Source organism: Actinomycetospora soli, assembly GCF_021026295.1.
GTDB classification, from domain to species: domain Bacteria; phylum Actinomycetota; class Actinomycetes; order Mycobacteriales; family Pseudonocardiaceae; genus Actinomycetospora; species Actinomycetospora soli.
This window is the reverse complement of sequence record NZ_JAJNDA010000001.1, coordinates 381,407-396,366: the sequence shown is the minus strand read 5'-3', so window position 1 is coordinate 396,366 and position 14,960 is coordinate 381,407. Positions and strand designations below refer to the sequence as shown.

The following is a 14,960-nucleotide window of genomic DNA, read 5'->3' as shown; positions in this document are numbered from 1 at the left end:
TGAGCAGAAAAGGTCGCTATAGCCACCTTTTCTGCTCACCTGCCTGGAAGGCACAGCCCGGTCGGCGTGGCGGTCCGCCCGACGTTGCGCACCCAGGTGTTCGCGGTGCCCAGCGTTCCGGCGCCCGTCGAGGCGTCGGCGCAGTCCTTCCCGACGCTGCCCGTGGCCACGTTGCGCTCGAACCGGACCCCCGTGGCGGTCGCGGCCGCGGCGACACCGTTCGCGCCGGATGCGGCGACGACGTTCCCGACGACGGTGCCCGCACCCTCGTTGATCAGGATGCCGGTGCCCGTGCGGCCGCTGATCGTGTTCGTGTCGACCACGAGGTTCGTGCTCGGCGCCGCCCCGAACGGCACGGCGCCGTTGGCCGAGAGCCCGTTGCCCTTCCCGCCGGTCAGGACGTTGCGGCTGACCGTCAGCCGGTCGGTGTTGCCGACGACGAAGATGCCGGTCCCCGCGACGGCGGTCGGGGACTTGGTCGCGATGTTTCGCGTGACGAGCGCACCGTCGGCGTTGTTGATCACGACCAGGGTGGCGTCGTCGACGCTGCGGTTGTCGCGGACGACGAGCCCCCTCGAGCGGTTGCCCGGATCGCCGATCGAGTTCACGGCTGCACTGGTGTGCCCGCCGAACAGGTTGTCGGAGATCGTCAGCGCGTTGGCCGCACCCGAGGTGATGAGCACGCCGGTGCCGCCCTGCGGGTCGGGCACGGCGTTGTTCGCGACGATCCGGTTCCGCGCGATCGTCGAGGGCGCCGGACCGGTGGCGTTCACGTTCATGCCGTTGGCGTTGCCCGTGATCACGTTGTTGACGATCGTGAAGCCGTTGCCCTTCGAGAAGGCATCGATGCCGTTCGCGCCGCTCCCGGAGATCGTGAAGCCGTCGATGACGACGCCGGAGACGGTGCCGACGGCGAAGCCCCCGGTCGCCCCGGTGACCACCGACTCGTCGGCCGCGTTCGTCCGCCCGCCCCGCGCGTCCCGGCCGTACTGGGCCCCGAGCAGCCGCACCGGCTTGGTGATCGACACCCGCTCCGGGTACGTCCCCGCGCACACGAAGATCGTCGAGCCGGGCGTCGCGGCGGTCACGGCCGCCTGGATCGTCGCGACCGTCGCCGGGCAGCGGGCGGTCTTCGTCCCCACCACCGTCGCGCCCGCCGGCGCGGGGGCAGGCGCAGCGGCCGCCGCCACACCCGTCGTCGTGACGGCGCAGGCGATCCCCATCGCCCCCGCCAGGACCGCCCTCCGGAACCGTCCAGCCCGCATCGCCATCGCCCCCTGCATCCCCGCGCGGCCCGGTCGGGTCGCGGCGCGAAGTCTGCTCGTGACGACACGGTCGTCGCGCCTACACGATGGGGTGACCCGGGACCCGTCCGTGGGTCCGGCCGATCACCGCGTGGCGTACACCGCGTAGAAGCCGGCGGGGTCGGTGCCCGAGACGACGGGCCAGTCCACGACGTCGACGATGCCCGGGGGCCGGACCTCCCAGCGCCCGAGGATGCGGGTCAGCTCGGTCCGGCTCCGCAGGCGGAGCGGGGCGACGACCGCCTCGATCGTCGGCGGCCGCTCCACCAGCTCGGCGCCCTCGAGCAGGTCCGGGTGTGCCACGGCCAGCACGAGCCGGCTCCCCGGCGCCAGCGCCGCGCGGTAGCGCTCGAGGACGTCCGCGAGCTCCGTGTCGTCACTGTCGGCGAGCCACTGCAGCACGGCGTTGCAGACGAGGGTGACGGGGCGGTCGGGGTCGATCAGGTCCGTGCCGCGGGCCGCGGCGAGCACGTGGTCCGGTTCCCGGAGATCCGCGCGGACGGCCGCCGTGCGGTCGGCCTCCTTCTGGTCGACGAGGAGCTCGCACGTGTGCGCGATCGCGACGGGGTCGACGTCGACGTACACCACCCGGGCGCCCGCGGGCCCGACGAGCGTGTGCAGGCCGCCGGGGGAGGGGATGCCGGACCCGAGGTCGAGGAACTGGTCGCAGCCCCCGTCGAGCGCCGTCCGCACGGCCCGGGCGACGAAGGCCCGGGAGGCGAGGAAGCGCAGCCCGACGTCCGGGTCCATCGCGAGGAGGGCGTTCACCGCGGCGCGGTCGGCGGCGAAGTTGGCGCCGCCGCCGACGAGGTAGTTCGTGGCCCGGGCGAGGTTCGGGGCCTCCATGGCGGCGAGGTCGTCGGTCGACGCCAGGTCCGCCTCGATCCGCTCCATGTCCACCCCCGGGTCGCACCACTCTTCAGCCCATCGTTCTAGGCCATCAGGGTGTATCACGACACCCTGTCGAGCGAGCTTTACCCTCTGTGGCGGGTCAGCTCCCGCACGACCCCCCGTAGGTGGTGATCTTGTAGTCGACGACGGCGAGGGCGGTCTGCAGGTCCCGCAGGTGCGAGACCACGGAGGCGCGGTGCTCGAGGAGCAGGTCGAGGCGTGCGTCGGAGGTGTGCGGGCCCTCCTGCGCCAGCTCGACGTAGCGCGTCACCGTCGCGATCGGCATCCCCGAGAGGCGCAGCCAGGTCACGAACATGACGCGGCCGAGGGCGGCCCGGTCGTAGGTCCGGCGGCCCGCCGCGTCCCGGGCGACGGTCACGAGCCCGATGCGCTCGTAGTAACGCAGCGTGTGGGCGGTGATGCCGGTCAGCTCGGCGACCTCGGCGATGCCGAGCGTCTCGGGCAGGTCCTCGGGCAGGGCCATCGCGCGGACCAGGGCCTGGTCCAGCGGCGGCAGCGTGCCGTCCTCGGCCGCGGCCGACTCGAGGACGCTCCGCAGGCGGGTGGCCGGGTGGGGGTGCTCCAGCGTGCTCGTCACGGTCGTCGACGCTACGACTTCGAGTGCACTCGAAGCCAGCCCGGAGCGGGGCGGTACTCACGTTGACGAGTACCTGTTACCGCCGGTACCACTGGAGGACGTGAGAGCTTCCGCGTTCGCCGCCGTCCTGGGCGACGTGGCGTTCCCGCTCCGGCGCGAGGAGATCGCGGCGGCGGCCGCCGACCACGGGGTCGACACCCTCATGCAGCGCAAGATCGAGCAGTTGCCCGACCGTGCGTACACCGACGTCTTCGACATCGTGGTCGCCCTCTCGTCCACCCCGGCCCACTTCCGTGGGCGTCGACCCCTGTAGACGTACCGCGCGAACCGCACGCCCGAGGCCGATCCGGGGACGAATCAGGCGTTGGACCTGCGAAAACAGCACGGGGCGAGCACCCGTGCCCCCGGGACGGTGTGCCACTGTGGACCCCGGCGTACCTCGCGCCGGGAAATGAGGGACGGACGTGCAGGGGACCGATCCGAGGGGTGTCCGGGCGCGCGGCGTCCTGCTGACCACGTTCCTCGTCCTCGTCGCCGCGCTCACGGCCTGCTCGTCGACCGGCGCGCCGGGAGCGGGCGGGGCGTCGCCCGCGGCGTCCGCCGCGCCGGCGCTGCCACCCGGCCCGCGGGTCACCGTCGACCCGGCGGTCGCCGTCAACCCGGCCACCCCGATCCGCGTGCACGCCGACGGCGGGCGGCTCACCGCGGTGCGGATGACCAACCCGGCGGGCGACCGGGTCGCCGGGACCACGGCCGCCGACGGCACCACGTGGACCACCACCGAGCCGCTCGCGTACGGACGGACCTACACCGTCGTCACCGACGCCGTCTCGCCCCAGGGCGCGCCGACGCACCTGCAGTCCACCGTCACCACCCTCGACCCGAAGCAGACCGACACCGCCGCGGTCGACCCGGGTACGACGGACGTCGGGGTCGGCCAGCCGATCGCGGTGACGTTCAGTCACGCCGTGACCGACAGGAACAACGCTGTCGCCGCGCTCCGCATCACCTCCACGCCACCCCAGACCGGCGCCTGGCACTGGATCTCGGCCACCCAGGTGGACTACCGCCCGGCGGAGTACTGGAAGCCCGGCAGCACCGTCCGGCTCGACGGGAAGCTCTACGGCACCGACCTCGGCGGCGGTGCGTTCGGCGCCCGGGACGTCCACGAGACCTTCCACGTCCACGACGCCTGGATCGCGAAGGCCGACGGCGCGAGCGAGCAGATGCAGATCCTCGACAACGGGGCCGTGGTGAGGACGATGAAGATCAGCCTCGGGTCGCCGACGTTCCCGACCCACACCGGCCCCCACGTCATCTCCGACAAGCAGCCCAGCGTCGTCATGGATTCCGCGACCTACGGGGTCATGCCCGGCCAGCCCGGCTACTACCGGGAGACGGTGCTGCTCGACGAGCGCATCTCCGACGACGGCGAGTTCGTGCACTCGGCCCCGTGGTCGGTCGGCCAGCAGGGCAACGACAACGTCTCGCACGGCTGCGTCAACCTCAGCCCCGCCGATGCGCAGTGGTTCTACGACCACTTCGGCGTCGGCGACGTCGTCGAGGTGACGAACTCCGGCGGCCCCGCGCTCCCGCTGTGGGACCGGTGGGGCGACTGGGAGATGCCGTTCCCGCAGTGGCAGGCCGGCACGACCTGAGCCGTCGGCGTCAGACGCGGCCGAGCACGAGCGTCGTGAAGGCCCCCACGTGCACCCGGTCGCCCGCCCGCAGCGGGACCACGGTGTCGAGCGCGATCGGGTCGTCCGCGTAGTTGATCGTGGTGCCGTTCGTCGAGCCGGGGTCGAGCACCGACCAGCCGTCGTCGTCGGGCAGCGGCAGCAGGACCGCGTGCAGGTGGGACACCCCGGGGTCGAGCGGCGGCCCGGCGAGGTCGATCTGCGGCGGCGGGGTGGAGCCGTTGACCCGGCGCCGCCCGATCCGCACCTCCGCGCCGGTCAGCGCGACCTCGGCGCGGGGATACCCGTCCGGGAAGGTCACGGCGGCGATGTCGGGGCCCTCGCGGGCCACGACCGTCTCGTAGTAGCGGCGGTCGGCCTCCACGGTCACCGTCCACGCCCCCGTCCCCGACGGCGGGTGGGGTCCGGTCACGGCGTGTCCCGCTCCGGGACGGCCACGTCGACGACGACGAGCGTGGTGTTGTCGGTGCCGCCGTCGTCGAGGGCCGCGTGCAGCATCGCCGTGGCCGTGTCCGCCGGGCGGTCGGCGACCAGCCGCGCAAGGTCGGCGGGCACCGGGACGTGGTTCCAGAGCCCGTCGCTGCAGATCAGCACCTTGCCGGGCCGGTCGGCCGCGTGCGCCACGACGTGGGCGGGACCGGGCGGTCCGTCCGCCGCGACCCAGCGGGTGATCGCGTGCGCGCGCGGATCGGCGTAGGCCGCCTCCGCGTCCAGCAGCCCGATCGCGACGGCCTCGGCCGCCCAGGAGTCGTCGGTGGTCAGCACCACCGACTCCTCCGGGTCGTCCGGCACCAGCCAGTAGGCGCGGCTGTCGCCGATCCAGCTGATCACGAGGATCTCGTCGACCACCAGCGCCGACACGTAGGTGCAGGCCGGCGCGTCCCGGCCGACGGCGAGGGCCGCCACCGCGTCCGTCGCCGCGTCCGCGCAGACGTGCGCGAGCTCGGTGAGGTCGACCCCGCCGGTCGCGGTGAGGTCCGGGTCGTCGACGTCCGGGTGGGCGAGCGCGTCGTGCGCGGCGTCCAGGACCGCGGTGCAGGCGGCCAGCGAGGCGGCCTCGCTGCCCGGCACCGAGGCCACCCCGTCGCAGACCACCCCGACGACGAGCTCCCCGGCGTCCCCGGCCAGGGGCAGCCGGGCCAGGCCGTAGGCGTCCTCGTTGGCGGCCCGGACCCGGCCCAGGTCGGTGATCGCGGCCGCCCCCGGGACCGCGTGCTCGGCGTGCTCCCGCGCGTCGGCGGGGACGGTCCCGGCCGCCAGGTCGTCCCCGGCCGGCCCGCCGTCCCCGCCGTCCCCGGCGGCCCGTCCGGCTGCCTCGTCGGCAGCCCGCTCGGCGGCCTCGTCGGCTGCTCCGTCGGCGATGGTGCCCTCCCCGCACGCCGCGTGCGGCGTCTCGTCCCCGGCCGTCGGCGACCGTCCGTCGGTATCCTCCGGCACCGCGGGCCCGACCCGCGCGGTGACCGGTCGCGCCCGCGTCCCGGGCCGCCGTTCCGGCGGTGGTCCCGCCGTCTCCGCCAGGGGTGCCCCGCAGGCCTCGCAGAACCGGTCTCCGGGTTCCCCGGCCTCGCCGCACGCGCCGCAGAGCGCTCCCCGGTCGTCCCCGTCCACGTCGCTCCCGGGGTCCGCGGCCCGGTCCGTGGCGCCCGCGGCCGTCATCGTGCGGTCCAGGGGCGGGCGTCGTTGGCCGCGTCGACCAGGGCGAACCGCTCCGCCGTCGTGCGGGCGAAGCGGGCCCGCAACCGGTACCGCGACTCGAGCGCGAGCCCGAGCGCGTGGTCGTCGAGGGCGCAGCCGAACAGGCTGCCGGTGGTCCCGGCGTCGTCCAGTCCGCGGTAGGCCTCGAGCACCTCGGTCTGCAGGGTCGCGGCACGCAACGGGTCCAGGTCGACCTCCCCCGTGCGCGCTCCGGCCTCCATGACCGTCGAGCGTGTCAGACGCGGCGCGCCGAGGAGCACCCGGACGGCCGCGACCCGCGCGTCCGGGGCGTGCACCGACGTCGGCGGCACCTCGTCGAGCACCGCGACGGCACCGGCGCGGTCGCCCCGGCCCACTCGCAGCCGGGCCAGGGCGAAGGCGGCCCCGGTCCACGTGCGGTCGGTGCGCCAGACGCGTTCGAACCGCTCGACGGTCACCTCGTCGGCGAGCTCCCCGGCCGCCGCCGCTGCGTGCTCACCGAGCACGGCGAGCGCGAACGTCGGCGCGAGTTCGCCCGGCAGCGCGTCCGCGACCTCGTCGGCGAGGCGCGCCGCCGCCCGGGCGGCGCCGGTCGCGGCGGCGTGGCGCGCCCGCAGCCACGCCCACGTCCACTCCCCGGGCAGCGCGTGCCGTTCGAGGGCCCGGCCCGCGGCCTCGGTCTCTCCCGCGTCGAGGTGCGCGGTCACGGCCGCGAGCCGGGCCTGGTCGGTGTCGAGGGCCCCCGTGGCCGACACCGCGGCCAGGACCGCGCGGGGGCCCTGGGCGCCCGCCGCGACGATCTCGGGGGTGGCCGGGTCGTCGGGGTCGGGCAGCGGCGGGGGCAGGGCGGCCGCGAGCTCCTCCGGGCCGGCGGGCGCGTCGACCCCCACCGCCGCCGGCGGGGCCGCGAGCATCGTCGACAGGCGCGGCGGCGGGGCGGTGTGCACGGCGGTGAGCTGGCGCAGCACCCCCTCCATCTGGTCGGCGAGGGTCTCCACGTCTCCGAAGCGGGCCGACGGGTCGAGGGCGGTGGCCCGCTCCAGGAGCCGCCGCAGCGGTTCCTGCTGCAGGGCGGGGGCGTCCTCGGGCAGCGGCAGCACGTCGCGCATCGCGCCGTGGAAGTCGAAGTCCGCGACGAGCACCGCGAGCGTCCGCCCGACGGTGTAGACGTCCGAGGCGACCGACGGCCCCACGCCGTCCGGGCCGATCTCCGGGGCCTGGTAGCCGACCGTGCCCCACACGTCGCCGCCGGGCTCGTCGACATGGCGGACGGCACCGAGGTCGATCAGGGTGACGTCGGTGCCGGTCTGCACGACGTTGTCGGGCTTGAAGTCGCAGTAGAGCAGGCCGCGGTCGTGCATGTGGGCGAGCGCCGGCAGGACCTCGAGGACGTAGGCGAGCGCGTGCTCGGGGTCCATCGGCCCGTGCGGGTCGCGCATCGTCCGCAGCGACCGCCCGCCGACGTACTCCATGACGATGTAGGTCGCGTCCCCGTCCGCGACCACGTTGTAGATCCGGACGATGTGCGGGTGCACCAGCTGGGCCAGGAAGCCCTGCTCGGCGTCCGCGGCGGCGAGGGCGGCGGCGTCCCCGGTGTTCAGCAGGCCCTTGAGCACCACCCACCGGTCGCGGACCCGGCGGTCGCGCGCCAGGTAGATCCAGCCCAGGCCGCCGTGCGCGAGGCAGCCGAGCACCTCGTACTGGTCGGCCACGAGGTCGCCCGCCGCGAGCCCCGGCGTGAACGAGAAGCGGGTGCCGCACTGCGGACAGAACCCCTCGGTGCGGCCCGGGCGCCCGCCGCGGGCGCGCCCGACCGGCGCGTCGCACGCCCCGCAGTACCGGCTGCGCTCCGGCACCGTCGGGTCGGCGAGCACCGCGTCCGCGGGATCGGCGGCCGGTTCCGGGTCGATCGCGACGAGGCCCGCGCCGATCGTCCGCCGCCCGGACCCCGACCGGCTGCGCCCGGAACCGCGCCCCGAGCCGCGACCCGGTCCCCGTCCCGATCCCCGCCGCGAGCCGGAGTCGCTGCGACCCGACGGCGTCGACCCCGAGCCGCCGGAGGCCGCCGTCGCCGGACCGGCTGCCGTCGCCGGGCCGGCTGCCGTGACCGGACCGGAGGCTGCCGTGGCGGGCGGGGACGTCGTGGTCGGCCCGTGGCCGCAGGATTCGCAGCCGCCGTCGTCCGCCGCCGTGCCGTCGCAGCCTGCCCGGGCGCACCGCGCGGGGGAGCCGGTCACCGGGCGGCCCCGTCGGCGCTCGTCGTCCGGCCGGACCGCACCGCGACGGGGTCCGCGGGTGGGTGGACGCCGGACACGGCGGTGGAGGGTGCCACGGCCGTCACCCGGCGTAGGCCGCGACGGTCGGGACCGCGGCGGCGCTCCCGACGGTGGACGTGGCGATCGCCGCGAGGGTGCCGTCGGCCCGCATCCGGTCGAGCGTGCCGTTGACGAACCGCAGCAGGTCGGTGCGCTGCGGCGCGATCGCGATGCCGTAGGGCTCGGCGTTCAGCGCGGCGCCGCGGACCTCGAGACGGCGGTCCTCCAGGGCGAAGCCGGTGAGGATCGCGTCGTCCGTCGTGGCCGCGTCGACCTGGCCCTGCTGCAGCAGCACGAGGCAGTCGCTGTTCTCGGGCACCCCGACGACGGTCGGCGGCCGCCCGTTCGTCCCGCGGGTCGCCTGGAGGGTGGCGAGCGAGGTGGTGCCCAGCGGCGCGCACACCGGGCGGCCCCCGAGGTCGGCGATCCCGGTCACCGGCGAGGTGCGCGGCACGACGAGGCGCTGGGCCGCCTCGTAGTAGGGGGCCGACATGCCGACCTGCCGCTTGCGCGCGCAGGTGATCGTCATGGCCTGCACGACCATGTCGACCGACCCGTCGAGCAGGTTGGGGATGCGCTGTGCGGAGCTCTCGATGCGGAAGCGCACCCGCTCCGGGTCGCCGAGGATCGCGCGGGCCATCTCCCGGGCGACGGCGACGTCGAGCCCGGTGAGCTGTCCGGTCCGCGGGTCGCGGTAGCTCAACGGCACCGTGGACTGGTCGATCCCGACGACCAGGGCACCGCGCGCGACGATCGCCGCCATCGTGGACCCGGGGGGCATCGCGCCGGGAGGCGGTGGCGGTGTCGGCGTGAGGCTGAGCCGGGGATCGCCGCAGCTGGTGTCACGACCCGGCAGCGGGGGACCGGTGACGACGGTGGTGCCCGCGGGGACGGGGCGGACCGGCTCGACCGGCCCGGGTGGGGGCGTCGCCGAGCACGCCGCGAGCAGGGCGAGGAGCACCACGAGCAGCCCGGCCCGCCGGACGGACGCGCTCACCGGTACTCCTGGAGCCGCGGCCACACGCCGGCCACGAGCCCGCCCGCCGCGAGCAGCGTCAGCACCGCCACCCCGAGCGGGAGCAGCACCGTCGCGTCGCGGGCCAGCGTGGCGTCGTCCGCGGCCGCGGTGGCGGTGCGCGCGACCCCGCGGTCCAGCGCGTCCAGGACCTGCGTCACCGCACCCTGCCCGCCGTTGGCACCGGAGGACAGGGCGAGGGCGACCGCCTGCTCGTACTCCCCGGCCACGTCGAGGGTGCGGACCAGTTCGTGCACCGTGATGCTGCGCCGCCCGGCGACCTGCGCGGTGAGCGCGTCGTCGGCGACCGGCCCCTCGCCGGCCGCGGCCCGGGCCCGGTCGAGCAGGCCCTGCCAGCCGTAGAGGGCGATGCTGCGCCGCACGTAGTCCTGCTCGTAGGCCCCGCCGGTGGAGCGGGCGACGAGCGTGAGGATCTCGTCGCTGCGCGACTGCAGCACCGCGAACCGGGCCGCGACCAGTTCGCGGTTCGGACCGATCCCGTCGTCGCGGGACGCCGCGGTGGCCACGGCACTGACGCCGAGCGCGACCACGCCCCACAGCCCGAGCACGGCGAGCGCCCCGCCGGCCAGGACCAGACCGGGCGTCCGTCGTCGTCGGGTGGTGTACGCGATCCGCCGGTGCAGCCGCCACGTCGCCACGAGCGCGGCGATCAGGGCGACAAGCGCGAGCACGGTCCACACCCCGCCGTCGGCCCCGTCCTGCTCGTCCCCGAGGGCGGCGGACTGCAGGTCGTAGATCTGCTGGGCGGCGGGCAGCAGGTCGCCGCGCAGGAAGGCCGACGCCTCGCGCAGGTAGGCCGAGCCGTAGGTGAGGCCCTGCCGGTCGACCGCCCGCGCCGTCTCCACCAGCCCCGTGTAGGCCGGGATCCCCTGCGCGAGCGTGGTGACCGCCGCGGCGTCGGCGCCCGCGCCGGTGGACGCCGACCCGAGGACCGCGAGCGCGCGGCCCGCGGCCGCGAGGTCGGTCTGGTACCGCAGGCGCAGCGTGGCCGGCTCGTCGGCGCCCAGCAGGAAGCCCTGCCCGGCGCTCGTGTCGGCGTCGGAGAGGGCGCGGTAGAGCTCCTGCGCCGAGGCGGTGAGCGGGCCGCTGCGGGTGACGACGTCGTCCGCGGCCGCCCCGGTCCGCAGGGCGGCGACCAGCGCGAGCACCCCGGCGAGCAGCACCAGCAGCAGCGCGACGAGGGCGGCGCGGGCGAGCTGGCCGACGCGGGTGGTGCGGCCGAGCTCGGCCAGCTCCGCGGCCCGGGCCCGCCAGGAGGGGGACGACCCGGCGTCGGGGGGTGCCGGCGCGGTGAGGCTCACCGGTGTCCACCCCCTCCCGTCGTGGTGTCGATCACCCTAACCGAGGGGTCCGACGACGTGGCCGCGTCGACGGGGCGGGCACGGGCCCCCTCAGTAGGGCGCGTACGCCCAGCCCAGCGGACGCTGGAAGTAGTCCACCGGCACGATGCCGACCTGGTGGTGGGCGCTCGAGGACACCACGCGGCCGTCGCCGAGCGAGAGCGCGACGTGCCCGTCGGAGGAGGTGTCGTAGAAGACCATCGCCCCGCGCGGGGCGTGCCGCCAGTCCGTGTGCTGCTGCTGGGACTCCCAGTCCTGGATCGCGCTGGCGTAGTGCCCCTGCGTGCCGAACGCGTTCTCGACCGCCCGCTCGCACCAGTTCTCGTAGGTCGTGGAGCCGATCTTCGACTCGAAGCGCTCGATCGCGGCGTCGACCTTGCGCGCCTGCGCCTGCAGCCCCGCGGCCTTGGTCAGCTCCGGCACCGTCGCGGCGGCCGAGGTGGCGTCGGCCGTCACCGGCGCGACGGCGGCGGCCCCGGCCGGGGTGCTCCCGGCGGTGAGGTGCAGGTCGGCGGCGACCGTGGTGACCGTGGTGACCGACGAGGACGACACGGCGGGGGCGTGGGTCCCGGCCCCGCCGAGCGCGGCGGCGCCGACCGCGCCGGCCGCGATGCCGAGCACGGCGGTCAGCGGGTGGACACCGAGGGACGGGGCGGCGAGGGCAGCGGTCATGGTGCGGGGTCACCTTCCTCCGACGGCGGCCCGGGCGTGGGGAGCGGGGGAGCGTGACCGGGCCGTGATCCGACCGGGGCACGATAGCAACCTGTTCGTGATTCGCGCCTCGGCCCCGATTCCTTTCCGTGTCGCCTGCCGGGAGTTTGCGAATTCTTTTCTCGTTAGGCTCGGCGGCGACGACGTCGAGATGAGAGGCCATTCGTGTCGGCACACCTGAGCTGGCTGGAAGCGGCGGTGATCGGCGCGCTGCAGGGCGTCGCCGAATTGTTCCCCGTGTCCAGTCTGGGCCATTCCATTCTGCTGCCGGCCGTCATCGGCGGCTCGTGGGCGCGCGATCTCGACGTCACCGCGAAGGATTCGCCCTATCTCGCGTTCGTGGTCGGTCTGCACGTGGCGACCGCCCTCGCGATGATCGTGTACTTCCGGCGGGACTGGGTCCGGATCCTCACGGGACTGGTGACGAGCATCCGCGACCGTCGCGTCGTCACCGACGACCAGCGGCTGGCCTGGACGCTGGTCATCGCGACCATCCCGGTCGGGCTCGCCGGGCTCGTCCTCGACCAGCTGTTCCGGACGCTGCTCGCCCGGCCGGTGCCCACCGCCGCCTTCCTGGTGGCGAACGGGGTGCTGCTGATCGCGGTGGAGCAGCTCGCCCGACGGCGGGGCGGGTCGGCCCCGGCCGCCTCCGTCGACGCCCCTGCCGCGTCCGTCGACGCCCCGACCGTCCGGCTCGACGCCCCGACCCAGGTGCTGCGCGGCGGGTCGGTGGGGGTCGCGACGGCACCGACCGCCGAGGAGCAGGCCGACGGGCGGCTCGCCCGGCTGCCGCTGCTGACCGCCGTGCTCATCGGCGCCGCCCAGGTCCTGGCGCTGCTGCCCGGCATCAGCCGGTCCGGCGCGACGATCGGCGCGGGCCTGCTCGGGCGGCTCTCCCACGAGGACGCGGCCCGCTTCGCGTTCCTCCTCGCGACCCCGGTGATCCTCGCGGCCGGCGTGCTCAAGCTGCCCGAGCTGTTCGGGCCGGCGGGCGACGGCATCCGCGGCCAGGTGCTCCTGGGCTCGGTGCTCTCCTGGGTCGGCGCCTACCTGTCGATCCGGTTCCTGACCCGGTACTTCGAGCACCGCTCGATGCGCCCGTTCGGCGTCTACTGCATCGTCGCGGGTGCCGCCTGTCTGGCGTGGTTCAGCCTCTCCTGACCCTCAGTGCCAGCCGTAGGCCGAGCGCAGCTCCGCGGCCACCCGATCGAACCGGTCCTGCGGCATGACGGCGCCCTCGCGGCGGATGCCGTGCTCGGGCACCTCGAGCACCCGGTCGAGACGGACGTAGGAGTCCCGGCCCTCGCGGTCCCACGGCCCGGAGCCGATCGGCAGCCAGTTCGCGTCGTCGGCGCGGTGGCTCTGGGAGGAGAGCATCAGCCCGAGCAGCTCACCGGCCTCCGCGGCGCGGGCGACGACGAGCACCGGGCGGTCCTTGCCCTGCGAGGCGTCCTCCTCGAACGGCACCCACGTCCAGACGATCTCGCCCGGGTCGGCGGCGCCGTCGAGGTCCGGGGCGTAGCTGATCTGCCGGGCCCGCTCGGACGAGGGCACCGTGCGCACGCCCCCGGGCATGGGCGGGGGCGGGCCGGCGGGCTGCCGACGTCCCGAGTCGTTCTCGTCGGTGGAGGTCAGCATGTCCAGCCCGACCTGCAGCGCCTTGCCCACGAAGTCCCCGAATCCGGCCATGGCGCACAGCATGCCGAACGCGCCGGCCCGCCCACGCCCCTAGGGTCGGGCGGTGACCGTGCTCCTCGTGGTCGTCGGCGCGATGCTCGCCGCGGTGCTCCTCGCCGGGGCGGGTGACCGGCTGCGCCTGCCCTGGCCGGTGCTGCTCCTGCTCCTCGGCGCGGTCGCCGCGTTCGTCCCCGGCATCGAGGCGCCGGACATCGACCCCGAACTGATCCTCCCGCTGTTCCTGCCGCCCCTGCTCTACGCCACCGCGCAGCGCACGTCCTGGGCGCTGTTCCGGCAGCGCTGGCGCGCGATCGCGTTCCTCGCCGTCGGTCTCGTCGTCGCCACCGTGGCGGCGGTGGCCGGCACCCTGGTCGCCCTGACCGCGGTCCCGGTCGCCGCGGCGATCGCGCTGGGGGCCGCGGTGGCGCCGCCGGACCCGGTCGCCGTCGAGGCGGTCGCCGGGCCGCTGCGGGTGCCGCGCCGGCTGGTCGCGACCCTGCAGAGCGAGGGGCTGTTCAACGACGCCACGTCCCTGGTCGTCTTCACGACGGCGATCGCGGCGGCGTCGGCGGGCGGCGAGCTCGGGGGCGTGGCGATCGTGCTGCGGTTCGTCTACGGCGCGGTCGTGGCGGTGGCGCTCGGCTTCGTCGCGGCGTGGCTGGCCCGCCGGCTGCTCGACCGGCTAACCGACGTCGTCGCCGGCAACGGGCTCACCCTCGTCCTGCCGTTCGCGGTCTACCTCGCGGCCGACGCGCTGGGGGCGTCGGGCGTGATCGCCGTGGTGGTGACGGCGCTGCAGATGCAGCAGCACTCCGACGCCGACGCCTCCGAGGCCCGCCTGGCCGCGGCGTCGTTCTGGAGCGTCGTCGAGCTGCTCGTGACGGGCGTGGCGTTCGCCCTCATCGGCCTCGAGCTGCGCACCGTCGTGGAGCAGGCCGACCGCTCACTGGGAGAGATCCTCGCGCACGCCGGCATCGTGTGCCTGGTCGTCATCGGGGTCCGGGCCGTGTGGATGACGGTCATCTGGCTGACGTCGGCCGGCCCGGCCGTGCGGCGCGGCGAGGAACGCGCCCCGGCCACGGCGGCGGAGACCGTGGTGCTCACCTGGGCCGGGATGCGGGGGCTCGCCACCCTCGCCCTGGCCCTCGCGATCCCGCTCGCCCTCGACGACGGCTCCGCGTTCCCCGACCGTGCCGAGCTGGTCATCATCGCCTGCGGCGTGCTCGTCGTGACCCTCGTCGGCCCGGGCCTGACGCTGCCGTGGCTGGTGCGCCGGCTCGGGCTGCGGGAGGACGACGGCGTGGCGGTCGAGGCCGAGCGCCGGCTCGCCGACCGCGCCCGGCGGGCGGCCCTCGACGAGCTCTCGGCCGTCGACCGGGCGGCCCTCGGCATCGACGACGAGCAGGGCGAGCAGGTCCTCGACGCGCTGCGCGGCCGGTTCGCCCGCATCGGCCGCACGCTCGCCGGGGACGACGTGCCGCGCCCCGGCGGCGAGGTCGACGACGTCGACCGCGACTACGCCGAGCGTCTCGCCCGCATCCAGCGGCGCCGCGAGCAGTGGCAGCGCCTGCAGGCCGTGGCGCTCGCCGCCGCTCGCCGCGAGGTCGTCGCGGCCCGCGCCGAGCCCGGCGTCGACCCGGAGGTGGCCGACCGGGTGCTCCGCCGGCTCGACGTCCGCAGCCTGGCCATGTGAGTCCGTGGCCCCGGCCACGGGACG

General features: G+C 75.7%; 14 protein-coding genes. 4 read left to right on the top strand and 10 right to left on the bottom strand.

Going from position 1 to position 14,960, the window contains the following annotated elements; translation table 11 throughout:
- Nucleotides 1–35 precede the first annotated feature (35 nt).
- The 3 genes from LN037_RS01955 to LN037_RS01945 all read right to left on the bottom strand — a co-directional run bounded on the left by LN037_RS01955 (nt 36) and on the right by LN037_RS01945 (nt 2,793).
- Nucleotides 36–1,271: a right-handed parallel beta-helix repeat-containing protein gene (locus tag LN037_RS01955; RefSeq protein WP_230749286.1), complete on the bottom strand. Its 1,236-nt coding sequence runs from the start codon at nt 1,269–1,271 to the stop codon at nt 36–38.
- Nucleotides 1,272–1,388: 117 nt separating this feature from the next.
- Nucleotides 1,389–2,198: an SAM-dependent methyltransferase gene (locus LN037_RS01950; protein WP_230749284.1), complete on the bottom strand. Its 810-nt coding sequence runs from the start codon at nt 2,196–2,198 to the stop codon at nt 1,389–1,391.
- Nucleotides 2,199–2,295: 97 nt separating this feature from the next.
- Complete coding sequence (locus LN037_RS01945) at nt 2,296–2,793, bottom strand: MerR family transcriptional regulator (protein WP_230749283.1); 498 nt, start codon at nt 2,791–2,793, stop codon at nt 2,296–2,298.
- 100 nt (nt 2,794–2,893) lie between these two features.
- On the opposite strand from LN037_RS01945, the gene LN037_RS33290 reads away from it, so the two are divergent.
- Both LN037_RS33290 and LN037_RS01935 read left to right on the top strand, forming a co-directional pair.
- Nucleotides 2,894–3,106: a DUF2795 domain-containing protein gene (locus LN037_RS33290; RefSeq protein ID WP_230749281.1), complete on the top strand. Its 213-nt coding sequence runs from the start codon at nt 2,894–2,896 to the stop codon at nt 3,104–3,106.
- 151 nt (nt 3,107–3,257) lie between these two features.
- Entirely contained in the window at nt 3,258–4,451 is a 1,194-nt protein-coding gene (locus LN037_RS01935; RefSeq protein WP_230749279.1) for a L,D-transpeptidase, read from the top strand.
- A 10-nt stretch (nt 4,452–4,461) separates the two neighbouring features.
- On the opposite strand, the gene LN037_RS01930 is transcribed toward LN037_RS01935, so the two are convergent.
- The 6 genes from LN037_RS01930 to LN037_RS01905 all read right to left on the bottom strand — a co-directional run bounded on the left by LN037_RS01930 (nt 4,462) and on the right by LN037_RS01905 (nt 11,527).
- Nucleotides 4,462–4,902 (bottom strand): FHA domain-containing protein, encoded by a 441-nt coding sequence (locus LN037_RS01930; protein ID WP_230749278.1) that lies wholly within the window; start codon nt 4,900–4,902, stop codon nt 4,462–4,464.
- Complete coding sequence (locus LN037_RS01925) at nt 4,899–6,146, bottom strand: PP2C family protein-serine/threonine phosphatase (protein ID WP_230749276.1); 1,248 nt, start codon at nt 6,144–6,146, stop codon at nt 4,899–4,901. The genes LN037_RS01930 and LN037_RS01925 overlap by 4 nt, the downstream gene beginning before the upstream one ends.
- Nucleotides 6,143–8,401 (bottom strand): serine/threonine-protein kinase, encoded by a 2,259-nt coding sequence (locus LN037_RS33285; RefSeq protein ID WP_230749275.1) that lies wholly within the window; start codon nt 8,399–8,401, stop codon nt 6,143–6,145. The genes LN037_RS01925 and LN037_RS33285 overlap by 4 nt, the downstream gene beginning before the upstream one ends.
- Before the next feature lie 100 nt (nt 8,402–8,501).
- Entirely contained in the window at nt 8,502–9,476 is a 975-nt protein-coding gene (locus LN037_RS01915; RefSeq protein WP_230749273.1) for a glutamate ABC transporter substrate-binding protein, read from the bottom strand.
- Entirely contained in the window at nt 9,473–10,816 is a 1,344-nt protein-coding gene (locus LN037_RS01910) for a GlnX family signal transduction membrane protein (protein WP_230749272.1), read from the bottom strand. Before LN037_RS01910 ends, LN037_RS01915 begins: the two co-directional genes overlap by 4 nt.
- Nucleotides 10,817–10,906: 90 nt before the next feature.
- Nucleotides 10,907–11,527 (bottom strand): C40 family peptidase, encoded by a 621-nt coding sequence (locus tag LN037_RS01905; RefSeq protein ID WP_230749270.1) that lies wholly within the window; start codon nt 11,525–11,527, stop codon nt 10,907–10,909.
- Between the two features lie 237 nt (nt 11,528–11,764).
- Between LN037_RS01905 and LN037_RS01900 the strand changes: the two genes are divergently transcribed.
- Complete coding sequence (locus LN037_RS01900) at nt 11,765–12,727, top strand: undecaprenyl-diphosphate phosphatase (protein ID WP_372460350.1); 963 nt, start codon at nt 11,765–11,767, stop codon at nt 12,725–12,727.
- A gap of 3 nt (nt 12,728–12,730) precedes the next feature.
- On the opposite strand, the gene LN037_RS01895 is transcribed toward LN037_RS01900, so the two are convergent.
- Complete coding sequence (locus LN037_RS01895; RefSeq protein ID WP_230749267.1) at nt 12,731–13,255, bottom strand: type II toxin-antitoxin system PemK/MazF family toxin; 525 nt, start codon at nt 13,253–13,255, stop codon at nt 12,731–12,733.
- 52 nt (nt 13,256–13,307) lie between these two features.
- On the opposite strand from LN037_RS01895, the gene LN037_RS01890 reads away from it, so the two are divergent.
- Nucleotides 13,308–14,936 carry a Na+/H+ antiporter gene (locus tag LN037_RS01890; protein WP_230749266.1) on the top strand — a complete coding sequence of 543 codons (1,629 nt, stop codon included), beginning with the start codon at nt 13,308–13,310 and terminating at the stop codon, nt 14,934–14,936.
- Nucleotides 14,937–14,960: the final 24 nt, after the last annotated feature.